Source organism: Bacteroides ihuae, from assembly GCF_900104585.1.
Taxonomy (GTDB): Bacteria; Bacteroidota; Bacteroidia; order Bacteroidales; family Bacteroidaceae; genus Bacteroides; species Bacteroides ihuae.
This window is the reverse complement of the sequence record NZ_FNVX01000006.1, coordinates 120,661-147,449: the sequence shown is the minus strand read 5'-3', so window position 1 is coordinate 147,449 and position 26,789 is coordinate 120,661. Positions and strand designations below refer to the sequence as shown.

The window sequence follows — 26,789 nt, the reverse complement described above, 5'->3', positions numbered from 1 at the left end:
TTAACTTTCTAATTTACATAGTAGACTGCTTATCAAGCAGTTCTTTGCTATTTACATAGTTACTTGTTTCTCAAGTAATTTCTGTAATTTGCCATTTAATGATTGGCACATAATTCCGTTTCCCATTGCATGGTATCTTTTGATACGGTACTGCAACATAATAATTTCATTTGCATTTCTTTTCATAATCTTCATCTTTTGTGCCCTTCACGTTTTGAAGAGCGGTTTGTTATCCTTTGTTTCTTTGAACACTGCAAAGATACGGCATATTCTTATATAATATGTTTTATAACATATAAATTATGCAAAATAGCTCGTTTATTTTGTTGAATGGACGATATTGGGGCGGTTATTACAAATGTGTTACATAGAAAGGGCGGGTGTATCGTTAATTGTGGGCTTACTTCGGCCAGCGGGGGCAGCGTTTCACATACTATATATAAAAAGCGAGCATTATCAATTCTGACAATGCTCGCTTAAAGTCGTTATATCTTTTTGTTCTGCTTACTTCGCAAAGCTTACAGCACGTGTTTCGCGTATTACTGTAATTTTTACTTGTCCCGGATAAGTCATCTCATCCTGAATTTTCTTAGCGATTTCATTCGATAAGCTTTCAGTTTCTTTATCATCTATTTTATCAGCCCCCACAATTACACGAAGTTCGCGACCGGCTTGTATAGCGTAAGTCTTGGTTACTCCAGGGTATGACATGGCTAATTGCTCTAAGTCATTTAAGCGTTTGATATATGCTTCTACAATTTCACGACGGGCACCTGGGCGGGCTCCTGAAATGGCGTCGCAGACTTGTACGATAGGAGCCAAAAGGCTTGTCATCTCTATCTCATCGTGGTGAGCACCAATAGCGTTGCAGATATCCGGCTTTTCTTTAAATTTCTCAGCTAGTTTCATACCAAGCAATGCGTGTGGCAATTCCGGTTCTTCATCAGGCACCTTACCTATATCGTGAAGGAGTCCGGCACGTTTTGCTTTTTTAGGATTCAAACCGAGTTCAGATGCCATTACAGAGCATAAGTTGGCTGTTTCACGAGCATGCTGCAATAAGTTTTGTCCGTAAGATGAGCGATACTTCATTTTACCAATAATACGGATTAACTCAGGATGCAATCCGTGAATTCCTAAATCGATAGTAGTACGTTTACCTGTTTCAATAATTTCTTCTTCTACTTGCTTCTTTACTTTAGAAACAATTTCCTCGATACGAGCCGGGTGAATACGCCCGTCTGTTACCAGTTGGTGTAGAGCAAGGCGTGCCACTTCACGGCGTACAGGATCAAAAGCCGAGAGTACAATTGCTTCGGGGGTATCATCTACAACAATTTCAACTCCTGTAGCTGCTTCAAGTGCGCGGATATTTCGTCCTTCACGACCAATGATACGTCCTTTGATTTCATCTGATTCAATGTGGAACACAGTTACAGAATTCTCAATAGCAGTTTCTGTTGCAACGCGTTGGATAGATTGTATAACGATGCGTTTAGCCTCTTTGTTGGCTGTCATTTTCGCATCATCCATTATATCGTTAATGAAAGATTGAGCATCAGTTTTGGCTTCTTCTTTCAGTGACTCGATCAATCTGTTCTTCGCATCGTCGGCAGATAAACCTGAAATAGCTTCCAGCTTTTCAATTTCTTGATGCTGTAATTTATCCAACTCCTCTTTCTTTTTATCAACAATGACCAACTGTGTTTCTAAATTTTCTTTCACAGCTTCTGCTTCTGCCTTTTTACGCTGAACTTCCTCTTGGCGTTGGGCAATTACCATTTCGCGTTGCTTGATCCTATTCTCCGCCTGCTGAATTTTTTGGTTACGAAGGGATACTTCTTTTTCCAAGTCAGCTTTCTTGTTCAGGAACTTCTCCTTCACCTCAAGCAATTTGTTCTTCTTAATAACTTCTGCTTCAGTCTCAGCCTCTCTTAGAATGCTGTCGTACTTTGTCTTCAAAGCATATTTGAAGAGCAGGTACGATAGGGATCCCCCTATGATGAAACATACAATGGATACGACTATTGTTACTGTCATTGCAATTAATTTAATATATAAATAAAAACGCACCACTTAAATTCACGAAGTAGATATTCTATCTCCGTGCATTTGAGTAGTGCGTGTATTGTTTTCTCTTCGGATAGTTGTTCTTTATTCCTTCCTGAAATATTCTTCAAGTACTTCTGTCAGTTCTTCTATCTTTTCTGTGTACGGTTCTGTGTCATTACGTTGCTTCTGTTTCAAGTTAGCTAATGAGAATTCATACGCCACCATGGCTATAATTTTCTCCAGATCCAGGTTCTTATAATGAGTCCGATACGCATTGAGTTTGATATTAACTTGCTTGGCTGCTTCTCTAATTATCTCTTCCTCATCACGATTTATCTGAAGAGGATAGTTTGAGTCTGCTATTTGCAGGTTTATCTTTATTTTATCGTTCATACATCTTTATCGTTTATTCATTTAATAAAGCGATGCATTTATCGACTTCACGCACTAATTTAGACAATCGCAGTTTCGTCTCTTTTACGTCGCTGCCGCTAAGGCTGATTGTCGTAGCTGTTTTTAGGTTAGTGTAGTTAGCTTCTAATGTTTTATAGTTTTCTTCCACCTTAGCTTTTTCTTCTTTCTTTTCTTCAAGAAGTCGCTTTAACTCTGCATTCTCACGTTTTAATTCATCGTGTAAATAGATCAAATGCCTGAGTCTTGCTTCAAAGGTAGATAATAACTTTTTTTCTTCTTCTGTCATCCCACACCAAAATTGTACACAAAAATACAATTAACTCGGAGATTACAAAAGCTTTTCGTCGGAAATTAATAGATTTCACTTAAAATACTACTCTAATACTCAAATAGACTCATCAGTTTGCTATTTTCAGAGCATTAAGCTATTTAATTAATAATATTATTTGGTTTATAAAATAAACTAGTTATATTTGTGGCGGATTCGAATCTGATAACCAATGTATCACTTAATTCAAAGAGTGAAATATTATGGAGATAATTGGTCTTAATTTATTTCTAGAGTGTCTCAATGAGCTTGTTTGTGTTTGCGTAAAGTAAGTAGAAGTAAAAACAAAGAAAAGTAATGTAATTATGGAGCTAGTAGAAGAAAAAAAGAAAATGAAAACTCGATTCTCATTACACTTAAAGATGAGTATTGTGAAGTACATTGTAATTAATGTATTCTTGGTTGTGGTTAATTGGCTTACCTGTCCGCACTATTGGTGGGTATTGTGGGTTATCGCAGGTTGGGGTGTTGGTTTGTCTCTAAACTTATTGTCTGAATATATGGAATATAAAATTAATAAAGAATAGTAAAAGTGGAAACATTGATTCTGAATATTGTAACTGCTTGGGTGGCAGTTGTTATAGTTCTCGCTTATTATAGTTATGAATATAGTAATTAATTGGCATGGAAGATAAAAAGCTTACCGAGAAGGAGAGTTTAGAACTGATTTCTCAAATGATTTGTAATACGCGTAATAGAATGGAAGATAATAATGGCATTCCATTCCTTATTTGGGGGTATTCAACGGTTGTTATAGCATTATCGGTGTGGTATATGGTTACTACTACCCATAATTATTACTGGCAGTGGCTTTGGTTCGGCATACCTACGGTATCATATGTTGCGTGGTTTATATTCAATACTAATAAAAGGAAAAAAGGGAATCCGCATGTGAAGACTTTTGTAGACCGTGTGATAGGACATGTATGGCTGGTATTTGGGATTACTGGTTTTCTGGTTTCTATGATGGCGATTTTCTATCGCATTCCAATCTTATTTATCATTTTGCTAACGATGGGCATGGCTACCGCTATCACCGGACTGATCATTCGTTTTAAACCGGTTATTATTTCAGGTTTTTTAGGTATGGCGCTTTCGCTGTTGTGCTTTGCCGTGGACGGTGCTGATTCGATCTTGGTATTTGCAGTTGCTTTTGTGTTGATGATGGTGATTCCCGGACACATCTTAAATAATGCAAGTAGAAAAAGATGAAAGGGAGGGTGATATGTTTAAGGAACTAAATCCGTTGCTCCATTCCGAACTTCGTTTAGGCATTATTTCTTTGCTAATTTCCGTTGAAGAGGCTGATTTTGTTTATATTCGCCAACAGACAGGGTCGACAGCGGGAAATCTAAGCATACAGATTGATAAGCTGAACACTGCTGGTTATGTGGAAGTAACGAAATCATTCAAGGGAAAGATGCCTTGCACTACGTGTCGGATTACGCCTGCAGGTATCGATGCTTTTGAAGAATATGTGGATGCTTTGAAAAGTTACATTGTTAAATAGAATAATTAGTTATGTTGAAAGTCTTAGTAACATTTGCCGTAAAGGATGAACTCGTGGAAATTAAGTGGCCTGACGTGGAATTCTACTATTTGCGGACAGGTATTGGAAAAGTGAAATCAGCTTTCCGTGTTTCAGATGCTATTAATCAGGTGCAACCCGATTTAGTGCTTAATTTGGGAACAGCAGGTACTATAACTCATCAGGTAGGAGATATTCTTGTCTGTCGAAGGTTTATAGATCGCGATTTGCAGAAAATAAAAGATCTGGAATTAGAAGATGAAATAAGTACGGCTGATCTGCTTCATGAAAAAGGTTATTGTAGCGATTGGGTGGGGGAAGCGACTTGCAACACTGGCGACAGTTTCCTAACTGAACTGACTGATGTGGATGGTGATGTGGTAGATATGGAGGCTTTTGCGCAAGCTTTTGTTTGCCTAGACAAGCAAATCCCTTTTATTTCAGTAAAGTATGTTACTGATGTGATTGGCCAAAACTCTGTGGCTCATTGGGAAGATAAGTTAGCTGACGCCCGCATGGGACTTTCTCACTTTTTCAATGTCTTGTACGATAAAATATGATAGGTGACACCTATTGCAATAAGTAATAAGACTATTTTTGCCCACATTAGAGGAACTATGAATGAGATGCTGTAGAGCATTGTTGCCCACATTAAGGTGATGGAGATAATTTTCGCTCGTAGCGGAATGGCTTTTTCTTCACGGAAATTGCGGATGTAGGGGCCTAAATGCTTTTGACTAAGTAACCAATTGTATAGCCTTGGTGATGCTCTAAAATAAAGTGCAGCTGTGAGTAACAGAAACGGTGTTGTGGGTAATAAAGGCAAGAATATCCCCATAACGCCTAGTATCAGTGAAATGGTTCCAATAATAATGTATATGGTTTTCATCTGGATTGTTATTGCTGGTGAGTACATATAAAAACAGAACTGTGATTACAAGCGTATTCACAGTTCTGTTCTTTGCACGGGAGGAGAGGCTCGAACTCCCGACACCCGGTTTTGGAGACCGGTGCTCTACCAACTGAGCTACTCCCGTGTTTGCGTGTGCAAAGGTAATAGATTATACGGAATCTGCAAGAGTAGCAACTAAAATGTTTTTATCTTAGAATAGGAGCGACTTCTTTAGTACTGATAATCAATAAGGTAGTGGGTCAACTATTTATCTGTTTTTAGTTTTTCCCATTCATCGACCTTAAATCCAACCAACACGAATGATTCGGTTACTATCAGAGGACGTTTTACTAGCTTCCCGTTGCTAGCTAATAATTCGATTTGTTCTTCTTCGCTCATTGTGGCAAGTTTGTCCTTGAGGCCCAGTTCTTTATATACGACTCCGCTTGTATTGAATAGCTTTTTAATAGGTAATCCACTTTTAGGAATCCATTGTTTCAATTCTTCAGTAGTGGGGTGTTCCTCGACTATCAACCGGTTAGCAAACTCTATGTTATTCTCGGTTAGCCATTTCTTAGCCTTTTGGCAAGTGCTGCAGGCTGGATATTGCAAAAATACAGGTTTCATATTCTATACTTATCTTAAATGTGAATTTATATCATTAGTAACTCTTGGAACATTATGCGATATGCAGATGCCTTTTTGTCAACCGAAAGTGGATAAGCCCGTGAAGAAGATGGCATACGGTAGATTCTTATGGCCTGTTCGTTATATAAGAACTCGCAGAAATCTCCAATCTTAGGCTCTTCTACTTGTAACTGAGCACACAATATGTCTGTTGCTTTCTGTCCGGTTGCTACAATCGCTTTGCATTGAGGTACTTGTTCCAACAGTTTTCCTATGTCTGTTGTTTGCACAACTTCCAGAAATTTATCCGAGGCATTATCTTGCAATCGGCGTATTGCTGTAGCGGTATCGAACAAAGCAATACCTTTTTCCTCTAAAAAACGGATGATGTGTTCGCGGCAGAATGATTTTTTATCTTCGTTCAGGAAGAAGTCCTTTTCTTCGAAAAAAAGGATCCCCATTATACGCCACATATCGTTATTCAGATTCGGGTAATAGAACTCCATCGACCATCGTTTCTTTTGTGGTGGAAAACTACCGAGCATTAATAAACGGGCATTTGGAGGCAAAAAGGGATTTAAAGGATGATTTTCTATAGGGAGTGATTCCATCTTTCTTTTATTAAATAGTTCTTTTTTGCCACTAAATATCGCACTTTTACTTGAAAAGAGAAAATGCTTCTAACTTTTAGTTTTATAATCATATCCAAAACGTTCTATGTCTTAAATTAATTAACTATTTTTGCACCTTAATTTAATCGAATATGTTTAGTTATGAAAAGAATTGCTACAATTTCCCTTTTTGTATTCTTGATTGCTGCCATTGTCGCTGAAGCTCAAAATATTCAGTTACACTATGATTTCGGTCGGGCTTTGTATAATAAAGATCTTAAAGCTCGCCCATTGTTAACCTCTACAGTTGAAAAATACCAACCAGATAAATGGGGTAGCACGTTTTTCTTTGTCGATATGGACTATAACTCTAATGGTGTAGAACAAGCTTATTTTGAAATTGCCCGTGAACTGAAATTCTGGAAAGGCCCTTTCTCGGCTCATATCGAATACAATGGCGGTTTGGCCAAAACCTATTCAATTAACAATGCTTACCTGGCCGGAGCAACTTATACCTATAACAATGCTTCGTTTAGCAAAGGCTTCTCCTTGATGGCTATGTATAAATATATTCAAAAGAATGACTCACCTAATAATTTCCAGTTTACGGCTACGTGGTACATGCATTTGAATGATGGCCTCTTCACTTTTTGTGGTTTTGCTGACTGGTGGAGAGAAGAAACATGGTTTAACTCTAAAATGACTTTTTTGAGTGAACCTCAGTTTTGGGTGAACTTAAATAAAATAAAAGGTGTAAGCGATGATTTCAATCTTAGTGTAGGTAGTGAAGTTGAGGTTAGCAATAATTTCTATGCAGGTAGAGCTTATGTTATTCCTACTATCGCTCTTAAATGGACATTAAATTAAGAGCATAGATGAAAACAGATTTAATTTACGGAATAGAAGATCGCCCACCTTTTAAAGATGCTTTTTTTGCTGCTTTGCAGCATTTGCTTGCTATTTTTGTTGCCATTATCACCCCTCCACTGATTATAGCCGGAGCTTTGAAGTTGGATGTTGAGAAAACCAGTTTCTTAGTGTCTATGTCATTGTTTGCTTCCGGCATTTCTACTTTTATTCAATGTCGACGCTTTGGCCCGCTGGGTGCTAAGTTACTTTGCATTCAAGGAACAAGCTTCTCCTTCATTGGCCCTATTATTACTACGGGCTTGACTGGTGGATTACCTCTTATTTTTGGCGTTTGTATGGCTGCCGCTCCTGTGGAGATGATAATTAGTCGCACTTTTAAATACCTGCGCACTATTATTACCCCTCTGGTCTCCGGCATTGTAGTACTTCTTATCGGATTGAGCCTGATAAAAGTGGGTATTGTTTCTTGTGGCGGAGGCTATGCTGCAATGGACAACGGTACGTTTGCTTCGTGGGAGAATCTTTCCATAGCCGGATTGGTACTGCTTAGCGTTCTTTTCTTTAATCGTTGCAAGAACAAATACCTACGCATGAGTTCCATTGTATTGGGCATTTGCCTTGGATATGGAATGGCACTTTTTCTGGGTAAGGTAGATATGAGCTCGCTGAGCACGGATACATTAATGGGATTTAATATCCCCCTGCCATTTAAATACGGATTGGACTTTAATATCTCTTCTTTTATCGCTATCGGACTTGTTTATCTGATAACAGCCATTGAAGCAACAGGAGATGTTACAGCCAATTCAATGATTTCCGGACTTCCGATTGAGGGTGAAGAGTATGTGAAACGTGTTTCGGGTGGTGTATTGGCTGATGGTTTTAACTCTTTCCTAGCCGGCATTTTTAACTCGTTTCCTAATTCTATTTTTGCGCAAAACAATGGTATCATTCAACTTACCGGCGTAGCTAGTCGTTATGTGGGCTATTACATTGCCGCCATGTTGGTTCTATTAGGTTTATTTCCTATAGTCGGAACTATTTTTTCATTGATGCCCGATTCTGTATTAGGCGGTGCTACATTACTCATGTTTGGAACAGTTGCCGCAGCGGGAGTGCGCATCGTTTCTTCGCAAAACATTGGCAGAAAAGAAACGCTTGTTTTGGCGGTGAGTTTATCGCTAGGGCTAGGAGTAGAGTTAATGCCTGATATTTTAGTTCATGCTCCACAAGCTATTAAAGGAATCTTCTCTTCGGGTATCACTACAGGTGGTCTGACAGCCATTATAGCCAATGCAGTGATACGCATCAAAGAAGAAAGAGAATAATTCTACATTTGTAAATTACTCATTTTATTGGTAACAGAATATTGGAACGGTGGATACTCGTATAGGCTGAAACGAGGTTCTGTCGTTCCTTCTGTATATTCCCATATAGTCGCGTAGTTTTCGGGCTCTTCACCCATGGAAGTTAATTGGCGGAGATAGGCTGCAATTGATTTATTCTCTACAATATATACATTACCCATGTGGTCTATGACCGGACTGTGTCGACGCGTACTGTCGTGCCCGAATTTAAGAATTCTGCATCCGTCTGCAGTAATACCTACTGTGCTGAAAGTCATACTTTTGCCTACAGCAGGTAAGTTAAGCACGCTTCGATCGGTAGCCAGAAATGGCAGATGATGTTTTTTTAGGAAGTAATTGATATGTGTCTTAATATCTTCACCCGGCTTTAGTAAAGTGCAAAGTTCCTCTTTTTGATCTTTAGTAAGCTCACCGACTACTTTCTCTTCTAATTGCTCTTGCATAGACCGACTATTCGGAGAAAAAACAGCATAGTTTTCATTAAATCCTTTTACAGAAAAAGTGTAATAACATACTATGCCAAGTTTATTGAGCGTCTGTCTTAATTGCGCCGTATGTCCGCGTCTGGATGCAGCGACAGTATATACTAACTGATTTGTGATGAGCCATCCTGCAGAAAGAATTTTTTCTATAGCTTCTCGCGCTTCTGCAGTTACTTCCAATGGACTTTGGAAGTGAGTTTGCAAGATGAATTGTTGTATTCCAACAGTTAATGCTTTCGTTTTGAATTCTCTTAGTATCTCAACCAGCTCATCGTTAATGCGCATGGGCAAATAAGCCGGTAGTCTTGAGCCTAAGCGCACGCGCTGTAGCTCGGCATACTTCTCTCCTTCAGGGCGTTTGCTGTTTGCTTTTTGTTTGCGGGCAGCCATGCGATACACCGCTTCTAGGATGTTGCGGAGTGTTTTGTTCTGACTCATCAGTGCGTCTCCACCCGTGATGAGAATGTCTCGTAATTGCGTATCCTCTTCAAAGTAGTTCATTAATCGGCGTAGCTTTTTATCCCAAGACTCTTTAGGTAAAAGGGATTCTAGCTCAAAATTGAGACGTTCACTCTGAAAATCATACATACGTTGACATGAGGCACACAATCCTCCGCAAGCACGGCCCATTGTATCGGGAATTAAAATCGCTACTTCCGGATAGCGGCGATGAATGTTGTGTCCTTCGGGTAAAAGCCAGCCGGCGGCATTGGGTTTTCCTGCTTCTACAATGTCTTCTTTTTCCCAGGCACGAATGTTGCCATAGGTGTCGACTAATTCTTGAGAGTATAATATATAGCTTCTGATACTTTCATCATTGTATCCGCCTTCTTCTTGTACATTGAGCAATGAAAGATAGTAGGGTGTAGCAAAGAACGGTATTCCTTTTTTTCGGGCTTCTCCTAACATACGCATCGTTTCTGCCGGAAGAGAATTATTCAATAACTTGTTTAGTTCTGCCGGACTCTTGATGGCCATGGCTAGTTGAAAGCGGTAATCATTCCACCAATTTGCAACAAGCTTCAGTTTTTCTTCTTTCGATAAGTTCTCCGAAAAATGATAGCGCGAGTGAGCGGACTTCCGTTGCTCTAATTTTTTAACTAAAAGTTCAATCATTCGCTCTTTATTTTGTGCGCGTATTTGCATCACTTCTTCATCTAACCCTGTATCCCATTTATCCATTAATCTTTTTATCTTATCAACTGATAGCCTAGGAGTATCAAATCTTTCTAATCGGCGAAGTTGGAAAAACAAATCGAGGAATAAATCGGTAGGCAATTCTTGATTTTCTCCACCGTTAGCTAAGAATTTCCAGAGAAGAGATAAGGTGTTTATGGGAAGTTCTTCTCCTGTAGAAAGTTCGGTTACGGTTTTCCCGTCATAATTAATAAGAAGTTGAATTTGCTCATTCTGTCTATGCTCAGTTTTAGAACGAAGAGATACGTATTCACTCATTTTCGCTCTAAAATCTGCTTCGTTGGAGCAGCTTTCAGCTATAGAAGTGAGTTCAGGAAATTCCTGTTTATACAATTGTCTTAACTGAGAGAGATTGAGAGAAAGCATCTTCTTTTGTTTCATTTATTTGCTTATTTTTATGGGTTAATAGTTCTTTTGTGGATAAATATAACAAAAAAAAGCGAAAGGATTTCCTTTCGCTTTAATATAATGTTTTTATTAACATTTTCTCCCTTTAGATTGACTTTATGATATAAAAGGGTTAAGAATGTGTGACTATTAGGATTTTGTATCCTCTTTTTTATTCTTTGGCTCTTTCTTAGCTAGCAGTACGATATTGTATACGTATTCTGTCATCCACTTTTCCGAGTATCCTAAACGTTCTTTATATTGGCGCACAGCGGTTGCTGTTTTGTGAACTTCGTCCGCTTTCCATACCTTCTTTGTGCATACATCATGTATTGTCTTTTCGGTCATGCTACGTAGCAATTTCTTGAAGATAGATGGCACACGAAACTTCCATTGCATGAGGTTACCCATTAGCATCATCAAATCATTAGAGAATCCTTGATACATAAAAAGATAAGATTGCACATCATTTTGTGTTTTGCAGTTCTTCTTTATAGATGCATTTATTTCTTTAAAGAAATCTTCGCTAAGGCCATAATCTTGCATCAACATTTTGCGTGCACGTGACTTTTCGGCCAATCCAAGTTTCCCTCCTTGAGTACTGATCTTGAACATACGTTTGAAACTGGCTACATCAGGTACAAAGTTTATGTTGGTAATACCTAGATTCACTGCTATTACCGCCTGAAAATAGACCCGTGTCAGAGACACAAAATCTTCTACATTGCCTACTACCTTATCATTGGCGCCGGCTTCTTTCTTTAACAATTTTGAAAATAAGCTCATTTTTCGAGAGTTATATGATTTATATTATTAAAATGCATAGCGTTTGCAAATGTACAAAACAAAAATCATTTATGTGATTATAACCTCCATGCAATCTGCATTGGTAAGCTATTTCAGCTTGACAAATGTAGGCAAAAAATTGATTTGTACGGCCACTAGGGGTATTTTAGCTGAATATTTCAAAAAATAAATTATTTCTATACGTTTATTTCGGGAAAGAATGTACTTTTGCCGCTCATTATTAACTAAAACGTAAAAGGATTATGAAAGAAGTAGTAGAAAAACTGAGTCTGTTGGTTGCTGAATTTACTAAAGACGCTAATGCACAAGTTGAAAACGGAAATAAAGCTGCTGGAACACGTGCTCGTAAAGCGTCATTGGAAATTGAAAAACTGACGAAAGAATTTAGAAAAGCATCTTTGGAAGATTCAAAGAAATAATAATCTTGCAGTAGACGTTTTTCTTCCTCAAACACTTGACTTTGGTAAGTAAATGTATTACTTTTGTTAGTGTAGTCATAAAGTAGTTTAAGATTAAACTACGGTAAATAGGAGAAGCTCTTGCTTCCCCTATTTTTTTCTAGCACAGGCTACTTAACTACTCAAAGGATACTGAAAGCGGGTAAAAGAACGGTTCAGTTGGGCAATCTCCCGGTTTCTCTTTACCCATTTGCCTACTTGTCTTCGGAATAACTCCTAATGAAAAATAGATTTCTTCTATGTGTTACCTCGATAACTCCTTTTTGTCTTTGGAACGCGCTTCCTCCGTTAATTATATGTAATTCGTCTCTTGACAAAAACGAGCTTACGAAAGTCTCTTTGTTGAGTTTTATGAAACCGATTCAGAAGCTTTGTGGAGGGGGTTTGGTGAATTAACTAGATCAGCGCGGTGAAGTAGTTAATTCACCACGCTTAATTAACTACTTCACCACGCTGATCTAGTATAGTCTGTTAGAAAGCACTCATTTGTACTAAAAAAGAAAAGTGAGCCACCTTTTTTAGTCAGTGACTCACTTTTAATTTTAGAAGGTATGATTAGTTTCTGAAAACTAACTTTTCACCAAACGAATCGACTACAATCGGTTTGCTTCGATCGACCTCTTGTGCCAATAGTTTTTTAGATAAATCATTGAGTAAGTAACGTTGTATCGCTCTTTTCACCGGACGTGCTCCGAACTCAGGATCATAACCGGCTTTGGCTATAAACGCTACTGCGTCATCAGTCAATTGCAATGTTACTCCATTCGAAGCAAGCATCTTTTGTACTCCGATGATTTGAAGCAGCACAATCTGTTTGATCTCTTTTTCCGTAAGCGGCAAGAACATAATTGTTTCGTCAATTCGATTTAAGAATTCGGGACGAATTGCTTTCTTGAGCATATCCATAACTTCTTTCTTCGTTTCTTCGATAACTACATCTTTGTTAGCATCATTGAGTCTCTCCATCTGGCTCTGAATATAAGCACTACCCATGTTAGAAGTCATGATGATAATGGTATTCTTGAAGTTTACCATGCGTCCTTTGTTATCCGTCAGACGCCCATCATCTAGTACTTGTAGCAAGATGTTGAACACATCCGGATGCGCTTTCTCTATTTCATCGAAAAGCACTACTGAATAAGGCTTCCGGCGAATAGCTTCTGTTAGTTGTCCACCTTCATCGTAGCCTACGTATCCCGGAGGCGCTCCGACCAAGCGAGAAACGCTGTGCTTTTCTTGATACTCACTCATATCAATACGAGTCATCATTGTTTCGTCGTCGAACAAGAACTCAGCGAGTGCTTTCGCCAACTCTGTTTTACCTACACCGGTTGTGCCTAGGAAGATGAACGAACCGATGGGGCGTTTGGGATCTTGCAGTCCGGCACGACTTCGACGTACGGCATCTGCTACGGCTTCGATGGCTTCATCTTGTCCGATAACCCGTTGATGCAGTTCATCCTCAAGTGTTAAGAGTTTATCCTTTTCGCTTTGTAACATCTTGTTTACAGGTATACCCGTCCAACGAGATACCACGTCGGCAATATCCTCAGCATCTACTTCTTCCTTAATCATCGCACTGTCCCCCTGCATCTCTTGCAGTTTTCGATGAGTATCCTCAATTTCCTTGTCCAGCGCTTGAAGTTTTCCATAGCGAATCTCGGCAACTTTACCATAATCACCTTCTCGTTCTGCTTTATCAGCCTCGAATTTCAGGTTCTCAATCGCTATTTTGTTTTGCTGAATCTTGTTGACCAGTGTCTTTTCGCTTTGCCATTTTGCTTTGAAAGAACTTTCTTGCTCCTTTAATTCAGCAATGTCCTTGTTTAACACCTTGAGTTTGGACTCATTTTTTTCCCGTTTGATGGCTTCTCGTTCAATCTCTAATTGTTTGATTTTACGCGAAATCTCATCTAACTCTTCCGGAACAGAATCTACTTCCATGCGCAACTTAGCAGCGGCTTCATCCATCAAGTCGATAGCCTTATCCGGTAAGAAACGGTCAGTGATATATCTGCTACTCAGTTCCACAGCAGCGATGATGGCATCATCGGTAATACGCACCTTGTGGTGATTTTCATAACGCTCTTTCAATCCACGCAAAATTGAAATGGTACTCAATGTATCCGGTTCGTTTACTAGTACAATCTGGAAACGACGCTCTAAAGCTTTATCTTTTTCAAAATACTTTTGATACTCATCCAGTGTTGTAGCACCAATGGAACGTAATTCACCACGGGCGAGGGCCGGTTTTAATATATTAGCGGCATCCATGGCACCCTCACCTTTACCCGCACCTACCAGCGTATGAATCTCGTCAATAAACAGAATAATGTTTCCGTCCGACTTAATCACTTCGTTGATAACCGACTTCAAACGTTCTTCAAATTCACCTTTATACTTAGCTCCTGCCACAAGTGCGCCCATGTCGAGGGAATAGACTTGCTTGTTCTTTAGATTCTCGGGCACGTCACCTCTCAATATACGATGTGCTAATCCTTCCACAATAGCCGTCTTTCCGGTTCCCGGTTCACCTATTAATATAGGATTGTTTTTTGTACGCCGACTTAGTATCTGGAGTACACGACGTATCTCCTCATCACGTCCAATCACGGGGTCTAGCTTTCCACTACGGGCGGCTTCATTCAGATTGATGGCATATTTCTCCAAACTCTGATAGGTATCTTCGCTCGATTGTGACGTAACCTTTTCTCCTTTACGAAGTTCGGCGATAGCAGAACGAAGTTCTTTTTCCGTCATGCCTGCATCTTTTAATATAGTAGATGCAACGCTCTTTACCGTTAGTAGGGCAAGTAACAAATGCTCCAAAGAAACAAATTCATCACCCATCTCTTTAGAGTACTGAGTTGCTTTTTGAAGTACCTCGTTCGCTTCCCGTCCCAGATAAGGTTCTCCTCCCGATACTTTGGGCAGAGAATCTATTTGCTTATCAAGCACAAGAGAGATCTGTTGGCTGTTAATGCCCAACTTTTGAAAAATGAAGTTTGAGATGTTTTCTCCCACTTTCATCACAGCATGAAGCACGTGCACCGTCTCAATGGATTGTTGTCCCCGACTTTGGGTCAAGTTCACCGCTTCTTGTACGGCTTCTTGAGATTTAATTGTAAAATTGTTAAAATTCATATAGTTTGTTCTCCTTTCTTCTTGCTAATAAAATAACAATAACTAAGGCGCAAAAGATTTGCCAATGAAGGTAAACTGACTAATTTTCAGGTAATGGGTCCTCTTCGATTGACAAAAAGTCAGATAACCAGACGATTTCATCATTTCTCGTAAGAGTTTCAAGGCTATTTATCCGTCTTCGGTTAGCTCTTTTTAGTGGAAAAGGGAGGTGAATGTGTGCAGGTGAAATGATTTTTGTATCTTTATCGCTCTAAAATAGAAAAAAGATTATGGAAGAGAAGATAAAACTAGCTGAGACAGTAATGCTGATTGATGCGGCATATATGAATTTCGTTATAGCAGACTTGAAGAAGAACTTTGAGCGCATGCTTGGGCGTTCGTTACAAGAGATTGATTTGTCGCACCTGATAACTTATTTGGCTTTGGATGCCTCTATGTCTGAGGGAGAAAACCAGATACAAGTGCTTTGGGTCTATGATGATCGATCGTCTAAACTACTACACTGTCATCCATCTGATTTGAAGGAAGAATTGAACGGGGTGGCTTTTTCTAATCCATTAGGTGAATTTTCTTTTGCCAGCGTTCCGTCTGCGGAGATGGTTTCACGAGAAGATCTTTATTTTGATTTATTTGATATTGTAGCCGACTCTACTGATGTAAAAAAGATGATTATCGTTTCTTTTAATGAAGAATACGGAGACAGACTACATTTGGCAATGAATAAAGTTACCGAGAAGGAAATTATTTTGTTCTGTATGGATGAACCCAAGAAAGAACCTCACTATCAATGGGAAGTTTTGGCTTATCCATTGATGCAGTCTTTAGGCATCAAAGGCGACGAGTTATCCTAATAAATAAGACTCTTTATGTCCGATTTTCGTCTTAAAGTATTTCTTAGTGTGGCAAAGAATCTTAGCTTCACTAAGGCTTCGCAGGAACTTTTCGTTAGCCAGCCGGCTATTACCAAGCACATTCAGGAGCTGGAAACGACTTACCAAACCCGTTTGTTCGAGAGACAGGGTAATAAGATATCCCTGACTGCTGCGGGACAACTTCTGTTGGAGCATAGCGAACGTATTTTAGACCATTATAAGCAGTTGGAATATGAGATGCATTTGCTGCATAATGCCTATACCGGAGAATTAAAGCTTGGTGCAAGCACTACGATTGCTCAGTATGTGCTTCCTCCTCTGCTGGCGAGTTTTATTGAGAAGTTTCCGCAAGTAAACTTGTCTTTGATGAGTGGTAATTCCCGAGAAATAGAAACGGCTTTGCAGGAGCACCGCATCGATTTGGGGTTAGTAGAAGGTATTGTTCGTTTGCCCAACTTGAAGTATACCGACTTTTTGGAAGATGAGCTAGTAGCTATTGTGCACCCAGGCAGTAAACTGACTCTTGGTGATGAAATCCTTCCCGAAGATTTGCAGCGTATTCCGTTGGTACTTCGTGAAAGAGGATCGGGAACATTAGATGTATTCGAAAAAGCGTTGTTGCAACACGATCTGAAACTCTCGTCACTTAACGTTTTGTTATACTTGGGCAGTACGGAAAGCATCAAACTTTTCTTGGCCAATTCTGATTGCATGGGAATTGTCTCCATTCGTTCTGTCAGGCGTGAGCTCTTTTCCGGTTTGTTTAGGGTGGTAGAGATAAAAGAAATGCCTTTGCTGCGAACATTTAGCTTTGCTCAACTGCAAGGGCAGGAGAGTGGACTCTCGCAAGTATTTATGCAATTCGCCATGCATCATAACAATCAGTTATAGTGCATAAGTAGAAACGATTAGCTTTAATGCGGCAACCTTCCTACCTTTGCAGCCATAAAGAAATTAAATAATAAATTATGGGTGCATTCTTTCAATCGCTAAAGGCGAACAATAAAACGATCTACGTGTCACTGCTTGTCGTTTTAGCTTTCTTTCTTCTCTTAGATTATATTCCTGCTTTGTCGGCCTATTCTTCATGGGTCACTCCTCCGGTAGCTTTGTTCCTTGGCTTGGCTTTCGCTTTGACATGCGGGCAGGCACATCCTAAGTTCAACAAGAAAGTTTCCAAATATTTATTGCAATATTCCGTTGTGGGGCTGGGCTTTGGTATGAATCTTCAAGCCTCGCTTGCTTCAGGTAAGGATGGGATGGCGTTTACCGTTATTTCTGTGGTGGGTACAATGCTACTCGGCTGGTTCATTGGCCGTAAGCTACTGAAAGTAGATAGAGACACTTCCTATCTGATAAGTTCCGGTACAGCTATTTGCGGGGGAAGTGCTATTGCCGCCATAGGACCGGTACTTCGGGCCAAAGATAGTGAAATGTCCGTAGCGCTCGGCACTATCTTTATCCTCAACGCGATTGCTCTTTTTATCTTTCCCGTCATTGGTCATTGGCTTGGCATGAGTCAGCATGATTTCGGAACGTGGGCAGCCATCGCCATTCACGATACCAGTTCTGTGGTGGGTGCAGGTGCCGCTTATGGAGAGGAAGCGCTGAAAGTTGCTACAACGATTAAGCTCACACGTGCTCTGTGGATTATACCTTTGGCTTTTGTTACTTCATTTATCTTTAAAAGTAAGGGACAAAAAATCAATATTCCATGGTTCATCTTCTTTTTCTTACTTGCCATGGTGGCAAACACCTATTTACTCAATGATGTTCCTCAGGTAGGAGATGCAATTAATCGTTTTGCACGGAAAGGACTTACTATAACCCTATTCTTTATTGGTGCTTCTTTGTCGAGAGACGTACTGAAGTCTGTGGGTATCAAACCTCTTATTCAGGCTGTTTTACTTTGGCTCGTTATCAGCCTTAGCACGTTGGCTTCCATTTATTGGTTCTAGTCGAGACTCCTAAAAGATAAAGCCCCGCATTTGTGTCGAATCCCTTTTCTCAAAAGGCTTGTGACACAAGTGCGGGGCTTTACAGATATATTGCTTATTCTTAATTTGTGATCCCGTATTGCTCAAGATTATCAAAAGATATATCTAAACTATCCAACATTTCTAGATCCTTGAGATTCTCTAAGTTCCCAAAGACTTTGAAATCTTTCAATTTATTGAGTCCTTTCAAATCAAACTGTTTATCTTTGAATGCTTTCTGAAAGTCTATATCCGATAGATGTATGTCTATGTTATTGCCAATGGAAGGGGAGAAGTTATAGCTATGTCCGTTGATAAGCGTGATGCGTTGAATATCATCGAATGACATTTCCCCCACTAAATGGGTGTATCCTTGCTTGGCTCCTTCGGTTATCATAATTAGTTCCGTGACTTTATCTCCTCTTTTTTTGATATAAAAAGCCGATGACGAAGCCACTCCTTTTTGCTTCATGAGCAATTCGTAATTCCCCTTTTTTACAAAGGCACTAATGTCCTCTTTCATCTCCTTCTTTATCTTTGAGTCGAAAGTAGAGATAACGTAGATCGCATCTAGCTTACTAGCGACTTTGCTGATGACAAAATCTTCATTTATCACTTTAGGATTCATCCCCAGCATAGCTTTTGAGATATAAACAGATGTCACGTTGGGCATTTCATCATATTTATTAAAGAGACTGTTCTGAGCTTTAGCATCCATGCTAAGAGCTGCGATGACTAGCATCACCATAAAAATTATCTTTCTCATCATCTTCTATTTATTGGATTTCTTTTTGTATTTCCTGATTAACTTTGTACACCTCTTTTTTATTTTCGTTCAATTGGTTTAAGCCCGTATTCATATTGGCTGATATCTCTGTCAATGCTGCTTTTGTTGCTACATAGGCGTCTCGTGGATTATTAAACGTATCTTTGGGTACATCATCCGTACGGTAACTTGTTATTTCATAACCAATGAATGTAAGAAAGAGTAAACTAGCTGCTATACCGCCAATCCGTATCCAGTTCATCTTTGATTTGTTCTTGATGAAGAACCTCTTTTCTTCTTCCGCTTTCGCATCAATCAATCTTGCGAGTCTCTCTTCCAGCCCATGGGGTTGTTTTGGTTTGGAAGATGTGCACAATCCCTTGAATAACAGTTTGTCTGCTAATAAATGTGCCGGCACATCTTGTGTCTCAAAATACTCCTTTAGTGTATCTTCTTGGCTATCAGTGGTCTTGCTTTCATAAAACAATACCAGTAATTTCTCAATTTCTTCCACTCTCATAATTGTTCAGTTTATTGAATTGTTCACGTATCTTCTTTCTGGCTCTGGATAGCAATACTCTTATATTGATGCTGCTTAATCCGGTTAGCCGCTCTATCTCTTCATAAGAGCATCCCCTAACATCTTTCAGCGTAATGATTTTCTGCTGTTGCTCCGGTAAACAACTAATGAGCTGTCTCACTTGTCTGACTTCGTCCTTTGCTTCTAAGTTGTCTGTCTCTGTCGTATCCGCCAACATAGTTAGCTCTACTGCTTGTTTGCTGAGCACATATTTACCCGAGCGCAAAATGTCAAAGCACATATTCTTCACGAGTGTGACGCTGAAAGCTTCCGGATTGTTGATGGCAACTAATCCATCTCTTTTATCCCATAGCTTCAGATAAGCTTCTTGTACCAAATCTTCGGCATCAGGTTCATTCTCTAATAGCTGATAGGCTATAAAGTAGAGCTTGCGATGAAAAGGTAAATATTCTCTCTTAAAAGTTTCAGCGTCCATAGACTTTCATGTCTTTGTTCATATCTTCTTTGTAGACGTGAGTGGGGTGAATCTTGTTACAAGTAAACTCTGAGAAATATAAAAAGACGAAACTTTATTTTCTCGGATAATGGTTTAGCACTATTGTATTCCGAAAAATAAAGTTTCGTCTTTGAAGAATAAAGCGTTTTGCTTTTAGCTGCTAATCGATAAATGCCTCAGAACAGAACGCTTAAATATATTGATATAGAATATTACTTCTTAAGCTTTTCCGCAATAAGACCTTCTATTTCTTCTGCCAATTCAGGATTATCTGCCATGCATTGTTTGGCAGCATCACGTCCTTGGCCTAGTTTGGTATCGTTATAACTGTACCAAGAACCACTTTTCTTAACAAGCCCCAAATCTGCGCCTAGGTCAACAATTTCCCCTGAGCGAGAGATACCTCCACCAAACATAATATCGAATTCTGCTTTACGGAAAGGAGGGGCCATCTTGTTCTTTACTACTTTTACACGTACTTGATTACCGATCACCTCATCACCGTCTTTCAATTGTGAAGCACGGCGGATATCTAAGCGTACTGATGCATAGAATTTTAATGCGTTACCGCCAGTCGTTGTTTCAGGACTCCCAAACATAACACCGATCTTTTCGCGTAACTGATTGATAAAGATACAAGTCGTGCGTGTTTTACTAACAGTACCTGTTAACTTTCTGAGGGCTTGAGACATGAGGCGGGCTTGTAGTCCCATTTTGTTTTCTCCCATATCACCTTCAATTTCAGCTTTTGGAGTAAGAGCAGCAACAGAGTCAATGACAATAATGTCAATAGCTGATGAACGAATCAATTGCTCCGCTATTTCAAGTGCTTGTTCACCATTGTCAGGTTGCGAGATCCAAAGATTATCTACATCAACGCCTAGTTTGGCTGCGTAGAAGCGATCGAAAGCATGTTCTGCGTCGATAAACGCAGCGATGCCTCCAGCCTTTTGTGCTTCCGCAATGGCATGAATGGCCAATGTCGTTTTACCAGATGATTCCGGTCCGTAGATTTCAATTATTCTTCCTCGGGGATAACCACCTACGCCTAGTGCGGCATTCAGAGCGATTGATCCAGAAGGAATTACTTCAACTTGTTCCACTACATTATCGCCCATTTTCATGATAGAACCTTTACCGAAGTTCTTTTCTATCTTGTCCATAGCTGCCTGTAAGGCCTTTAATTTTTCGCTTGATGCCATTTTATTGTTTTCTGTTTCAAAATTTAGTTCGTCTTTCTTGGCCATAATATTTTTTAAAATAGTCGTGGGATTGTCCCATTACTGGTTTATAATCTGCTCTGCATGCTCTTTGGTTTTAACCTCTTTAGAGCTTATAATCCGTTCTACGATTCCTTCCTCATTAATAATAAAGGTCGTACGTAGAGTTCCCATATATGAGCGGCCATACATTTTCTTCTCAGCCCATACGCCAAACTGTTCTACTAGTTCTTTGTTCGTATCTGCAATGAGCGTAAAAGGCAGGTTGTTTTTATCAATAAACTTCTGGTGAGACTTTTCATCATCCACGCTTACGCCGAGAACTTCATATCCAGCTTTTCGTAGCTCTGAATAGTTATCTCTGAGGTTGCATGCTTGAGTGGTGCATCCTGAAGTATTGTCTTTGGGATAAAAATAAATCACTAACTTTTTTCCTTTGTAATTAGCCAGACGTATTTCTTCTCCTTTTTCGTTGATGCCCAAAACTTCCGGGGCTTTATCTCCTACATTCATTTGTTCTTCTTTTTAAAGTTCCAAATCTTTGTTGAACACTTCGTGCCAAGGCAAACCTTGCTTGTTCAATTGTTCCATGAAAGGGTCAGGATTAAACTCCTCTACGTTGTTTACTCCCGGGTTTTTCCACAAACCTTTAAAGAACATCAAAGCACCGATCATAGCTGGAACGCCTGTGGTGTAGCTCACTCCCTGCATACCTGTTTCTTTATAGGCCGCTTCGTGACTACAATTGTTGTATACATAGTAAGTACATTCTTTACCATCTTTGATACCACGGATGCGACAACCGATTGATGTTTCTCCAGTGTAGTTCTCACCCAAATCTTGCGGGTTGGGCAGTACTGCTTTTAAGAATTGGATAGGAACAATCTTCTGTCCGTTATAATCTATTTCATCAATGCGAGCCATGCCAATGTTTTGGATAACACGTAAGTGAGTAAGATATTCTTGTCCAAAAGTCATCCAGAATCTTGCTCGCTTAATAGTCGGGAAGTGCTTTACTAAAGATTCTAATTCTTCATGATAAAGCAAGTAAGACTCTTTGGGGCCGACATTTGGATAAGTGATCGGTTGGTGCAACTCCAATGAACCTGTTTCTATCCATTTACCGTTTTCAAAGTAGCGGCCTTTCTGAGTAATCTCGCGGATATTGATTTCCGGATTAAAGTTCGTGGCAAATGCTTTGTGGTGATCACCAGCATTGCAATCTACAATATCCAGATAATGTATTTCGTCAAAATAATGTTTGGCAGCATAAGCCGTGTATATTCCACTCACTCCCGGATCGAATCCACAACCGAGTATGGCTGTTAATCCTGCCTCTTTGAAGCGTTCGTGATAAGCCCATTGCCAACTGTATTCAAAGTGAGCTTCGTCTTTTGGTTCGTAGTTAGCCGTATCAAGGTAGTTTACTCCGGCTTTGAGGCAAGCTTCCATAATGGTAAGGTCTTGATAAGGGAGAGCTACATTGATAACCAATTCAGGTTTGAAGTCATTGAATAATGCAACAAGTTCATCTACATTGTCCGCATCAACTTGTGCTGTTTTTATTGTTGGATTACCAATGGCTTTTACAATAGCATCGCACTTTGATTTTGTGCGGCTGGCAAGCATTATATCTGTAAATGTATCGGCATTCTGTGCCACTTTGTGTGCAACAACGGTTCCTACACCGCCTGCACCAATAATTAGAACTCTACCCATTTCTTATTTCTGAACTTTTAAATCATTTGTTTATTAATTGAATATATGCCAAACGACTTTGAACGTGGCACTTCAATGTTTACTGAGCAAAGATAAAAAATAAATCGGAACCGATATTATATATCATCTATCTTTATTCATTCTCCATTATCTTATTAATATGCCACTTTCAAATTCGAGTACGTAGCCATTATATAACCATGTTTCAAACTTAGAGTCTTTTTTGACTATTATTTGACTTGGTTCTCCCAATGCTAACCTACATTCGTCTGTATTCATTCCGGGCTTTACTTCTCCATAAGCTATTAATGTCCAGTGCTCTTCGGTGATCTGTGGATATTTGCTTCTGATATTGTCGAATGCGAATAAGTCCTCAATGTAATTTTCGTTTTTGATAATATAGTCGTACTTTAAGTCTACATCTGTTAGATAAATATTCCCATTTGCATCTTCCAGCATGAGAGTAACGAATGTTTTTCCACTCTTTAATTTTATGTCTTTAACGGTCAATTGAGTATAGCGAGCCAAGCGTATTCTTGTGGTAATAGGCTGATCTTGTGAACCTGTTCTAACCTCCGCTTCAATGTTCTTCTTCGGATAAACCGGTAGGTTTATGTATTTGGATTTAATATCATCCAAAGCTTTTTCGTTTTGATCAACAAAGCTAAATGCATTAGGGAAATATTTAACTTTCTTGTCAGCTTGAAAATCGGACTTATCCATACCTGAATTGGTTCTTGAAAAGGCCACTTCAGTATAGTAAGAATGTCCTTTTTCGTCTTCGAAGATAAGTTTTACCGGATATTGTTTATTTCCGACACCTACAGCTTTAATTGTTACTTTTGTGTTGAAGGGGATGTTTACATCACTATATCCTTTATAGGTATTTGTATCGTCTACACGGACAGAAGTTGTTTTGGTATATAATGTTTTTCCGGTCAGCAATTCTTTGGCTTTATCCACGTCTTTAAGAAATACGAGTCCATTGATACTGGCCCGAGGGTTACTGCTGCATATTTCATCCAGTCTTTTATTTTTAAATTCATAGTAGTATTTATTCCCTTCGCAGCTAAATACAAAGCGGGTAGAATAGCTCTTTCCGGCATATGTTTCTTCCTCACTCTCTTCAGTACCTACAAATTCAAGTATTTTTTGTTTCAATATGTTACTTGCTACATCTTTCTTGTCTTCGTAAGTTTTGAGTATGGGTAAGAATCTGTCTTTATCCTCAGGCAGAAACATAAATTTTAATTCGGGAACCCATTTACATAGCGTGTAAAGCTCAAAGTTGGTATTAACAAATTGTTCTTCCTCCGTTGTTTGGATGGCCTTGTTAGTAGAGGTCGATACAATATATTCGTTTTGTGCCTTAGCGGTTTGGTTACCGACTAATAAGAGCAGAATTAATAGTGATTTTAGATTCATAATTGCTTGTTTTGATAGGTGAAAATATAACGGTTAAGTAATTATCCTTTGTTTTTTATAATTATCCAAACGATGATAGGTGCTCCGAATAATGCTGTTATGGCATTGATAGGGAGGGTACCTTGTGCGCTGGGTAGTTGAGAGATAATATCACAAATGAGCATTGTTGAGGCTCCGCAAAGTATAGAAGTGGGCAGAATCACTCTGTGATTGGAAGTGCCCATTATGCCGCGTGCAATGTGCGGCATGGTTATGCCTATAAAGGCAATAGGGCCTGTGAAAGCTGTGGAGGTTCCGGCCAATAAGGCTGTGGCGAAGATTACAAGTAAACGTAGTCGCATAACGGAAATCCCTAATCCAATGGCATAATTCTTTCCCAATAGAAGAACGTTGAGCTGCTTTTGCAAGATAAAAGCGAAAGAGATACCTATTAAGATGACAGGAGCCATAATCCACATTTGTTCCCAACTAACCGACGATAAGCTTCCGAACGTCCAGGTGATGAAGAGCTTTAACATGTCTGGGTTGCTCGCACTTTGAAGGATGCTCACAATTGCTCCGGCAAAATTGCCGAACATCATTCCTATGATAAGTAAAGATACTGTTTGAGGTATTCTTATTGAGACAATGATGACGAGTAGTAACACTCCGATTGATCCGGCAACTGCAGCCGTGACTTGTCCCCATCCGGCGAGAAAACCAAAAGGAAGTGCCGAAGCACTAAGTGTGAGCAACGCAACTCCCAAACTAGCACCAGAAGTAACACCTAGCACATCGGGTCCTGCGAGCGGATTGTGAAATAGTGTTTGCATCATTACGCCAGCCACAGATAAGGCAGCCCCTGCAAGTATGGCTGTCAGAGCCTTGGGTATTCTGTGGTTCAGAATGATTTCGCGATAAATCATATCGTTGCTATTGCCCGTTAGAGTGTTCCATATATCGCTTAAAGATAAGCTTACACTTCCCAAGGCAATGTCTGCCATGATTGCGATAATGAAAAGTATTGTGAGAAAGACTATTCTTCTATCCATTGCTTTTGAGCAGCTTTTATTTCTTCAGTTTATCCATATATACCGATTCGTAATTAGGCAGTAATTCAGGATGAAGTATCTTTATCATATCACTCAAGAGGAGATCGGGACGAGCTACGCCACTTTCCCAATAATCATTTCCTCCTTTAGCATTCTTTCGTTTATTGATATTGTATACTCTTCCTTCTTTGTACGCTTTAAAGAATTTATATTTAGCATCTATCTCTCCCAATTCTTCCAGCGAAGAAGCCTCAGATCCTATCCAAATGTCAGCTTTGCCAAAGTTTATCAAAGCTTCTTCTATATTGCTGCTTCTACTTCCACTACTCGTTGTGTCATTGGCGTAAAAATACTGTCCACCCGCATCTTTAAATAGTTGAGCGTTATAGCTCAGTCCTGTAGGCATCGACCAACTTCCCCGATAATCTTGCCCTGATAGAATTGAAGGTTTCTCTTTCACTGTTGAGGCGAGCTTCTTTACTTCCTCGTATCGTTTTTCTATGTTGCTATAAATACTGTCGGCTAATGCTTCTTTATCGAAGAAAGCCGCAACAAACTTAATCCATTCTGCTCTTCCCAATAGTGTCTTTTCTTGCCATTCGATGTTATATATCACAGTTATGCCTGTTTGTTGCATTCGCTTGCTGTTCTCATCTTCTGCGTTGTAAGCGGAAGTCATAATGGCTTGAGGGTGGAGTAGTAGAAGATTCTCAATATCCAGGTTGAATGGCTCTCCTAGATCTTTCACTTTGCCTTCCTTTACACCTTTTAATATAGTAGGGTTGTAGATGTATGCCGTGCTACATACTCCTGTCACTTTATTCAACTCTCCCAATAGTTCTATAAAGCCAAGGTGGGTAGCCGAATTAGTCATCAGACTGTTTAGCGGGATTTTAATTTTATGTCCATCTGTAGGTACTTTGGCTTTCTCATCTTTCACCAAGTAGTATTTATCGTATATTTCGCCTTGCTTCCATGGATTGTAAACAGTAATGGTGGTGTAGTTGGCAGCATGAGCGATACTAAATCTGCTAGCATGCGAAAGAAGCACTGGAGTGCCATCAATATTTGAAGTTTTTTGGGGAGACTTTCCTTTGCAACCAGATAATAATAAGAGAAGAGGAAGATATATGCACAAGATTCTTTTTACCATAATCAATAAAGTGTTTATAAACGCATACAAATATACAGGATAATTTTCAAAAAATGTACTTTATGTTTAATGATGCTGCCAATCATTTGTGTAGTGCAAAGGCAATCCCATAGTGGTATGCTTAAAGCTTTTGGTGAACGTGTACGTTCTAGATACGAAACGTGCACGAATCATATCTAAAACGTGCACGTTTATCAAAGGTTCTGTGCATAGACTAAAATAGCTCCTCAGGGATGCTGTAAAAGGCCACTCTATGTTAGTTGAGGGGACATGACTTTCTGTCAGTTGTGCTGACAATGACAGAACTAAATAGAGCATTTGCTACTGTCACTTTCGGGAGTTTGTTTGTTACTATTGCTTTGGCACAAGGTTTGTCTTTTAATAGTTGTTCGGTTAAACTCCGGGTAAGACATAGAATAATAACAA

The 26,789-nt window shown here is 39.4% G+C and carries 29 protein-coding genes and 1 tRNA gene; 10 read left to right on the top strand and 20 right to left on the bottom strand.

The features are described 5' to 3' along the window. Positions 1-51 precede the first annotated feature (51 nt). The 4 genes from BQ5338_RS17130 to BQ5338_RS11460 form a co-directional block, all read right to left on the bottom strand. Positions 52-186 carry a hypothetical protein gene (locus BQ5338_RS17130; protein WP_262483087.1) on the bottom strand — a complete coding sequence of 45 codons (135 nt, stop codon included), beginning with the start codon at positions 184-186 and terminating at the stop codon, positions 52-54. A gap of 318 nt (positions 187-504) precedes the next feature. After that, positions 505-2,040, bottom strand: coding sequence for a ribonuclease Y (gene rny / locus BQ5338_RS11470; protein WP_071146999.1), 1,536 nt, complete (start codon positions 2,038-2,040; stop codon positions 505-507). A gap of 114 nt (positions 2,041-2,154) precedes the next feature. Further along, on the bottom strand, positions 2,155-2,445 hold the full coding sequence (locus BQ5338_RS11465; protein ID WP_071146998.1) for a cell division protein ZapA: 291 nt from the start codon (positions 2,443-2,445) through the stop codon (positions 2,155-2,157). A gap of 13 nt (positions 2,446-2,458) precedes the next feature. After that, positions 2,459-2,752 (bottom strand): hypothetical protein, encoded by a 294-nt coding sequence (locus BQ5338_RS11460; protein ID WP_071146997.1) that lies wholly within the window; start codon positions 2,750-2,752, stop codon positions 2,459-2,461. Between the two features lie 347 nt (positions 2,753-3,099). Here BQ5338_RS11460 and BQ5338_RS11455 point away from each other — a divergent pair, with 347 nt between their 5' ends. The 4 genes from BQ5338_RS11455 to BQ5338_RS11440 all read left to right on the top strand — a co-directional run bounded on the left by BQ5338_RS11455 (position 3,100) and on the right by BQ5338_RS11440 (position 4,882). Beyond that, entirely contained in the window at positions 3,100-3,321 is a 222-nt protein-coding gene (locus BQ5338_RS11455; protein WP_071146996.1) for a 2TM domain-containing protein, read from the top strand. Positions 3,322-3,418: 97 nt separating this feature from the next. After that, the gene (locus BQ5338_RS11450) at positions 3,419-4,006 is read left to right on the top strand and encodes a hypothetical protein (protein WP_071146995.1); all 588 of its coding nucleotides are present in this window, start codon (positions 3,419-3,421) and stop codon (positions 4,004-4,006) included. A gap of 13 nt (positions 4,007-4,019) precedes the next feature. After that, positions 4,020-4,304: a winged helix-turn-helix domain-containing protein gene (locus BQ5338_RS11445; RefSeq protein WP_071147832.1), complete on the top strand. Its 285-nt coding sequence runs from the start codon at positions 4,020-4,022 to the stop codon at positions 4,302-4,304. An 11-nt stretch (positions 4,305-4,315) separates the two neighbouring features. Next, complete coding sequence (locus tag BQ5338_RS11440; RefSeq protein ID WP_071146994.1) at positions 4,316-4,882, top strand: 5'-methylthioadenosine/S-adenosylhomocysteine nucleosidase family protein; 567 nt, start codon at positions 4,316-4,318, stop codon at positions 4,880-4,882. Here the strand turns inward: BQ5338_RS11440 and BQ5338_RS11435 are convergent. The 4 genes from BQ5338_RS11435 to BQ5338_RS11420 form a co-directional block, all read right to left on the bottom strand. After that, positions 4,849-5,211 (bottom strand): YbaN family protein, encoded by a 363-nt coding sequence (locus tag BQ5338_RS11435; RefSeq protein ID WP_071146993.1) that lies wholly within the window; start codon positions 5,209-5,211, stop codon positions 4,849-4,851. The genes BQ5338_RS11440 and BQ5338_RS11435 overlap by 34 nt on opposite strands. Positions 5,212-5,286: 75 nt before the next feature. Continuing rightward, positions 5,287-5,359: transfer RNA gene (locus BQ5338_RS11430), tRNA-Trp, on the bottom strand. A gap of 119 nt (positions 5,360-5,478) precedes the next feature. Continuing rightward, positions 5,479-5,841: an arsenate reductase family protein gene (locus BQ5338_RS11425; protein ID WP_071146992.1), complete on the bottom strand. Its 363-nt coding sequence runs from the start codon at positions 5,839-5,841 to the stop codon at positions 5,479-5,481. A 26-nt stretch (positions 5,842-5,867) separates the two neighbouring features. Next, positions 5,868-6,452: a uracil-DNA glycosylase family protein gene (locus tag BQ5338_RS11420; protein ID WP_071146991.1), complete on the bottom strand. Its 585-nt coding sequence runs from the start codon at positions 6,450-6,452 to the stop codon at positions 5,868-5,870. Between the two features lie 162 nt (positions 6,453-6,614). On the opposite strand from BQ5338_RS11420, the gene BQ5338_RS11415 reads away from it, so the two are divergent. Beyond that, positions 6,615-7,319, top strand: a complete 705-nt coding sequence (locus BQ5338_RS11415; RefSeq protein WP_071146990.1) for a nucleoside-specific channel-forming Tsx family protein — start codon at positions 6,615-6,617, stop codon at positions 7,317-7,319. Between the two features lie 8 nt (positions 7,320-7,327). Further along, positions 7,328-8,650, top strand: coding sequence for a nucleobase:cation symporter-2 family protein (locus BQ5338_RS11410; protein WP_071146989.1), 1,323 nt, complete (start codon positions 7,328-7,330; stop codon positions 8,648-8,650). Positions 8,651-8,652: 2 nt separating this feature from the next. Here BQ5338_RS11410 and BQ5338_RS11405 read toward each other — a convergent pair whose 3' ends face one another. Both BQ5338_RS11405 and BQ5338_RS11400 read right to left on the bottom strand, forming a co-directional pair. Further along, positions 8,653-10,749 carry a KamA family radical SAM protein gene (locus BQ5338_RS11405; RefSeq protein WP_071146988.1) on the bottom strand — a complete coding sequence of 699 codons (2,097 nt, stop codon included), beginning with the start codon at positions 10,747-10,749 and terminating at the stop codon, positions 8,653-8,655. 156 nt (positions 10,750-10,905) lie between these two features. Continuing rightward, positions 10,906-11,541 (bottom strand): hypothetical protein, encoded by a 636-nt coding sequence (locus BQ5338_RS11400; protein WP_071146987.1) that lies wholly within the window; start codon positions 11,539-11,541, stop codon positions 10,906-10,908. Between the two features lie 263 nt (positions 11,542-11,804). Here BQ5338_RS11400 and BQ5338_RS11395 point away from each other — a divergent pair, with 263 nt between their 5' ends. Next, positions 11,805-11,981: a histone H1 gene (locus BQ5338_RS11395; RefSeq protein WP_071146986.1), complete on the top strand. Its 177-nt coding sequence runs from the start codon at positions 11,805-11,807 to the stop codon at positions 11,979-11,981. A gap of 594 nt (positions 11,982-12,575) precedes the next feature. Here the strand turns inward: BQ5338_RS11395 and clpB are convergent. After that, entirely contained in the window at positions 12,576-15,164 is a 2,589-nt protein-coding gene (clpB, locus tag BQ5338_RS11390; protein WP_071146985.1) for an ATP-dependent chaperone ClpB, read from the bottom strand. A 269-nt stretch (positions 15,165-15,433) separates the two neighbouring features. Here clpB and BQ5338_RS11385 point away from each other — a divergent pair, with 269 nt between their 5' ends. From BQ5338_RS11385 to BQ5338_RS11375, 3 genes are all read left to right on the top strand, one after another. Continuing rightward, positions 15,434-16,015, top strand: a complete 582-nt coding sequence (locus BQ5338_RS11385) for a DUF6621 family protein (protein WP_071146984.1) — start codon at positions 15,434-15,436, stop codon at positions 16,013-16,015. Between the two features lie 15 nt (positions 16,016-16,030). Beyond that, positions 16,031-16,927, top strand: a complete 897-nt coding sequence (locus BQ5338_RS11380; protein ID WP_071146983.1) for a LysR family transcriptional regulator — start codon at positions 16,031-16,033, stop codon at positions 16,925-16,927. A 77-nt stretch (positions 16,928-17,004) separates the two neighbouring features. Beyond that, on the top strand, positions 17,005-17,994 hold the full coding sequence (locus BQ5338_RS11375; protein WP_071146982.1) for a YeiH family protein: 990 nt from the start codon (positions 17,005-17,007) through the stop codon (positions 17,992-17,994). 100 nt (positions 17,995-18,094) lie between these two features. On the opposite strand, the gene BQ5338_RS11370 is transcribed toward BQ5338_RS11375, so the two are convergent. The 9 genes from BQ5338_RS11370 to BQ5338_RS11330 form a co-directional block, all read right to left on the bottom strand. Then, positions 18,095-18,781, bottom strand: a complete 687-nt coding sequence (locus BQ5338_RS11370) for a DUF4252 domain-containing protein (RefSeq protein ID WP_078063478.1) — start codon at positions 18,779-18,781, stop codon at positions 18,095-18,097. Between the two features lie 7 nt (positions 18,782-18,788). Then, positions 18,789-19,298 carry a hypothetical protein gene (locus tag BQ5338_RS11365; protein WP_071146980.1) on the bottom strand — a complete coding sequence of 170 codons (510 nt, stop codon included), beginning with the start codon at positions 19,296-19,298 and terminating at the stop codon, positions 18,789-18,791. After that, positions 19,279-19,794: an RNA polymerase sigma factor gene (locus tag BQ5338_RS11360; protein ID WP_071146979.1), complete on the bottom strand. Its 516-nt coding sequence runs from the start codon at positions 19,792-19,794 to the stop codon at positions 19,279-19,281. Before BQ5338_RS11360 ends, BQ5338_RS11365 begins: the two co-directional genes overlap by 20 nt. A 233-nt stretch (positions 19,795-20,027) precedes the next feature. Continuing rightward, the gene (recA, locus tag BQ5338_RS11355; protein ID WP_071146978.1) at positions 20,028-21,062 is read right to left on the bottom strand and encodes a recombinase RecA; all 1,035 of its coding nucleotides are present in this window, start codon (positions 21,060-21,062) and stop codon (positions 20,028-20,030) included. Positions 21,063-21,095: 33 nt separating this feature from the next. Beyond that, entirely contained in the window at positions 21,096-21,548 is a 453-nt protein-coding gene (gene bcp / locus BQ5338_RS11350) for a thioredoxin-dependent thiol peroxidase (protein WP_071146977.1), read from the bottom strand. 12 nt (positions 21,549-21,560) lie between these two features. Then, on the bottom strand, positions 21,561-22,754 hold the full coding sequence (locus BQ5338_RS11345; RefSeq protein WP_071146976.1) for a saccharopine dehydrogenase family protein: 1,194 nt from the start codon (positions 22,752-22,754) through the stop codon (positions 21,561-21,563). Positions 22,755-22,901: 147 nt separating this feature from the next. Beyond that, the gene (locus BQ5338_RS11340) at positions 22,902-24,179 is read right to left on the bottom strand and encodes a hypothetical protein (protein WP_071146975.1); all 1,278 of its coding nucleotides are present in this window, start codon (positions 24,177-24,179) and stop codon (positions 22,902-22,904) included. Positions 24,180-24,220: 41 nt separating this feature from the next. Next, a complete protein-coding gene (locus BQ5338_RS11335) occupies positions 24,221-25,210 on the bottom strand; it encodes a FecCD family ABC transporter permease (RefSeq protein ID WP_071146974.1) in 990 nt (329 codons plus the stop codon). A 16-nt stretch (positions 25,211-25,226) separates the two neighbouring features. Further along, positions 25,227-26,363 (bottom strand): ABC transporter substrate-binding protein, encoded by a 1,137-nt coding sequence (locus BQ5338_RS11330; RefSeq protein ID WP_071146973.1) that lies wholly within the window; start codon positions 26,361-26,363, stop codon positions 25,227-25,229. Positions 26,364-26,789: the final 426 nt, after the last annotated feature.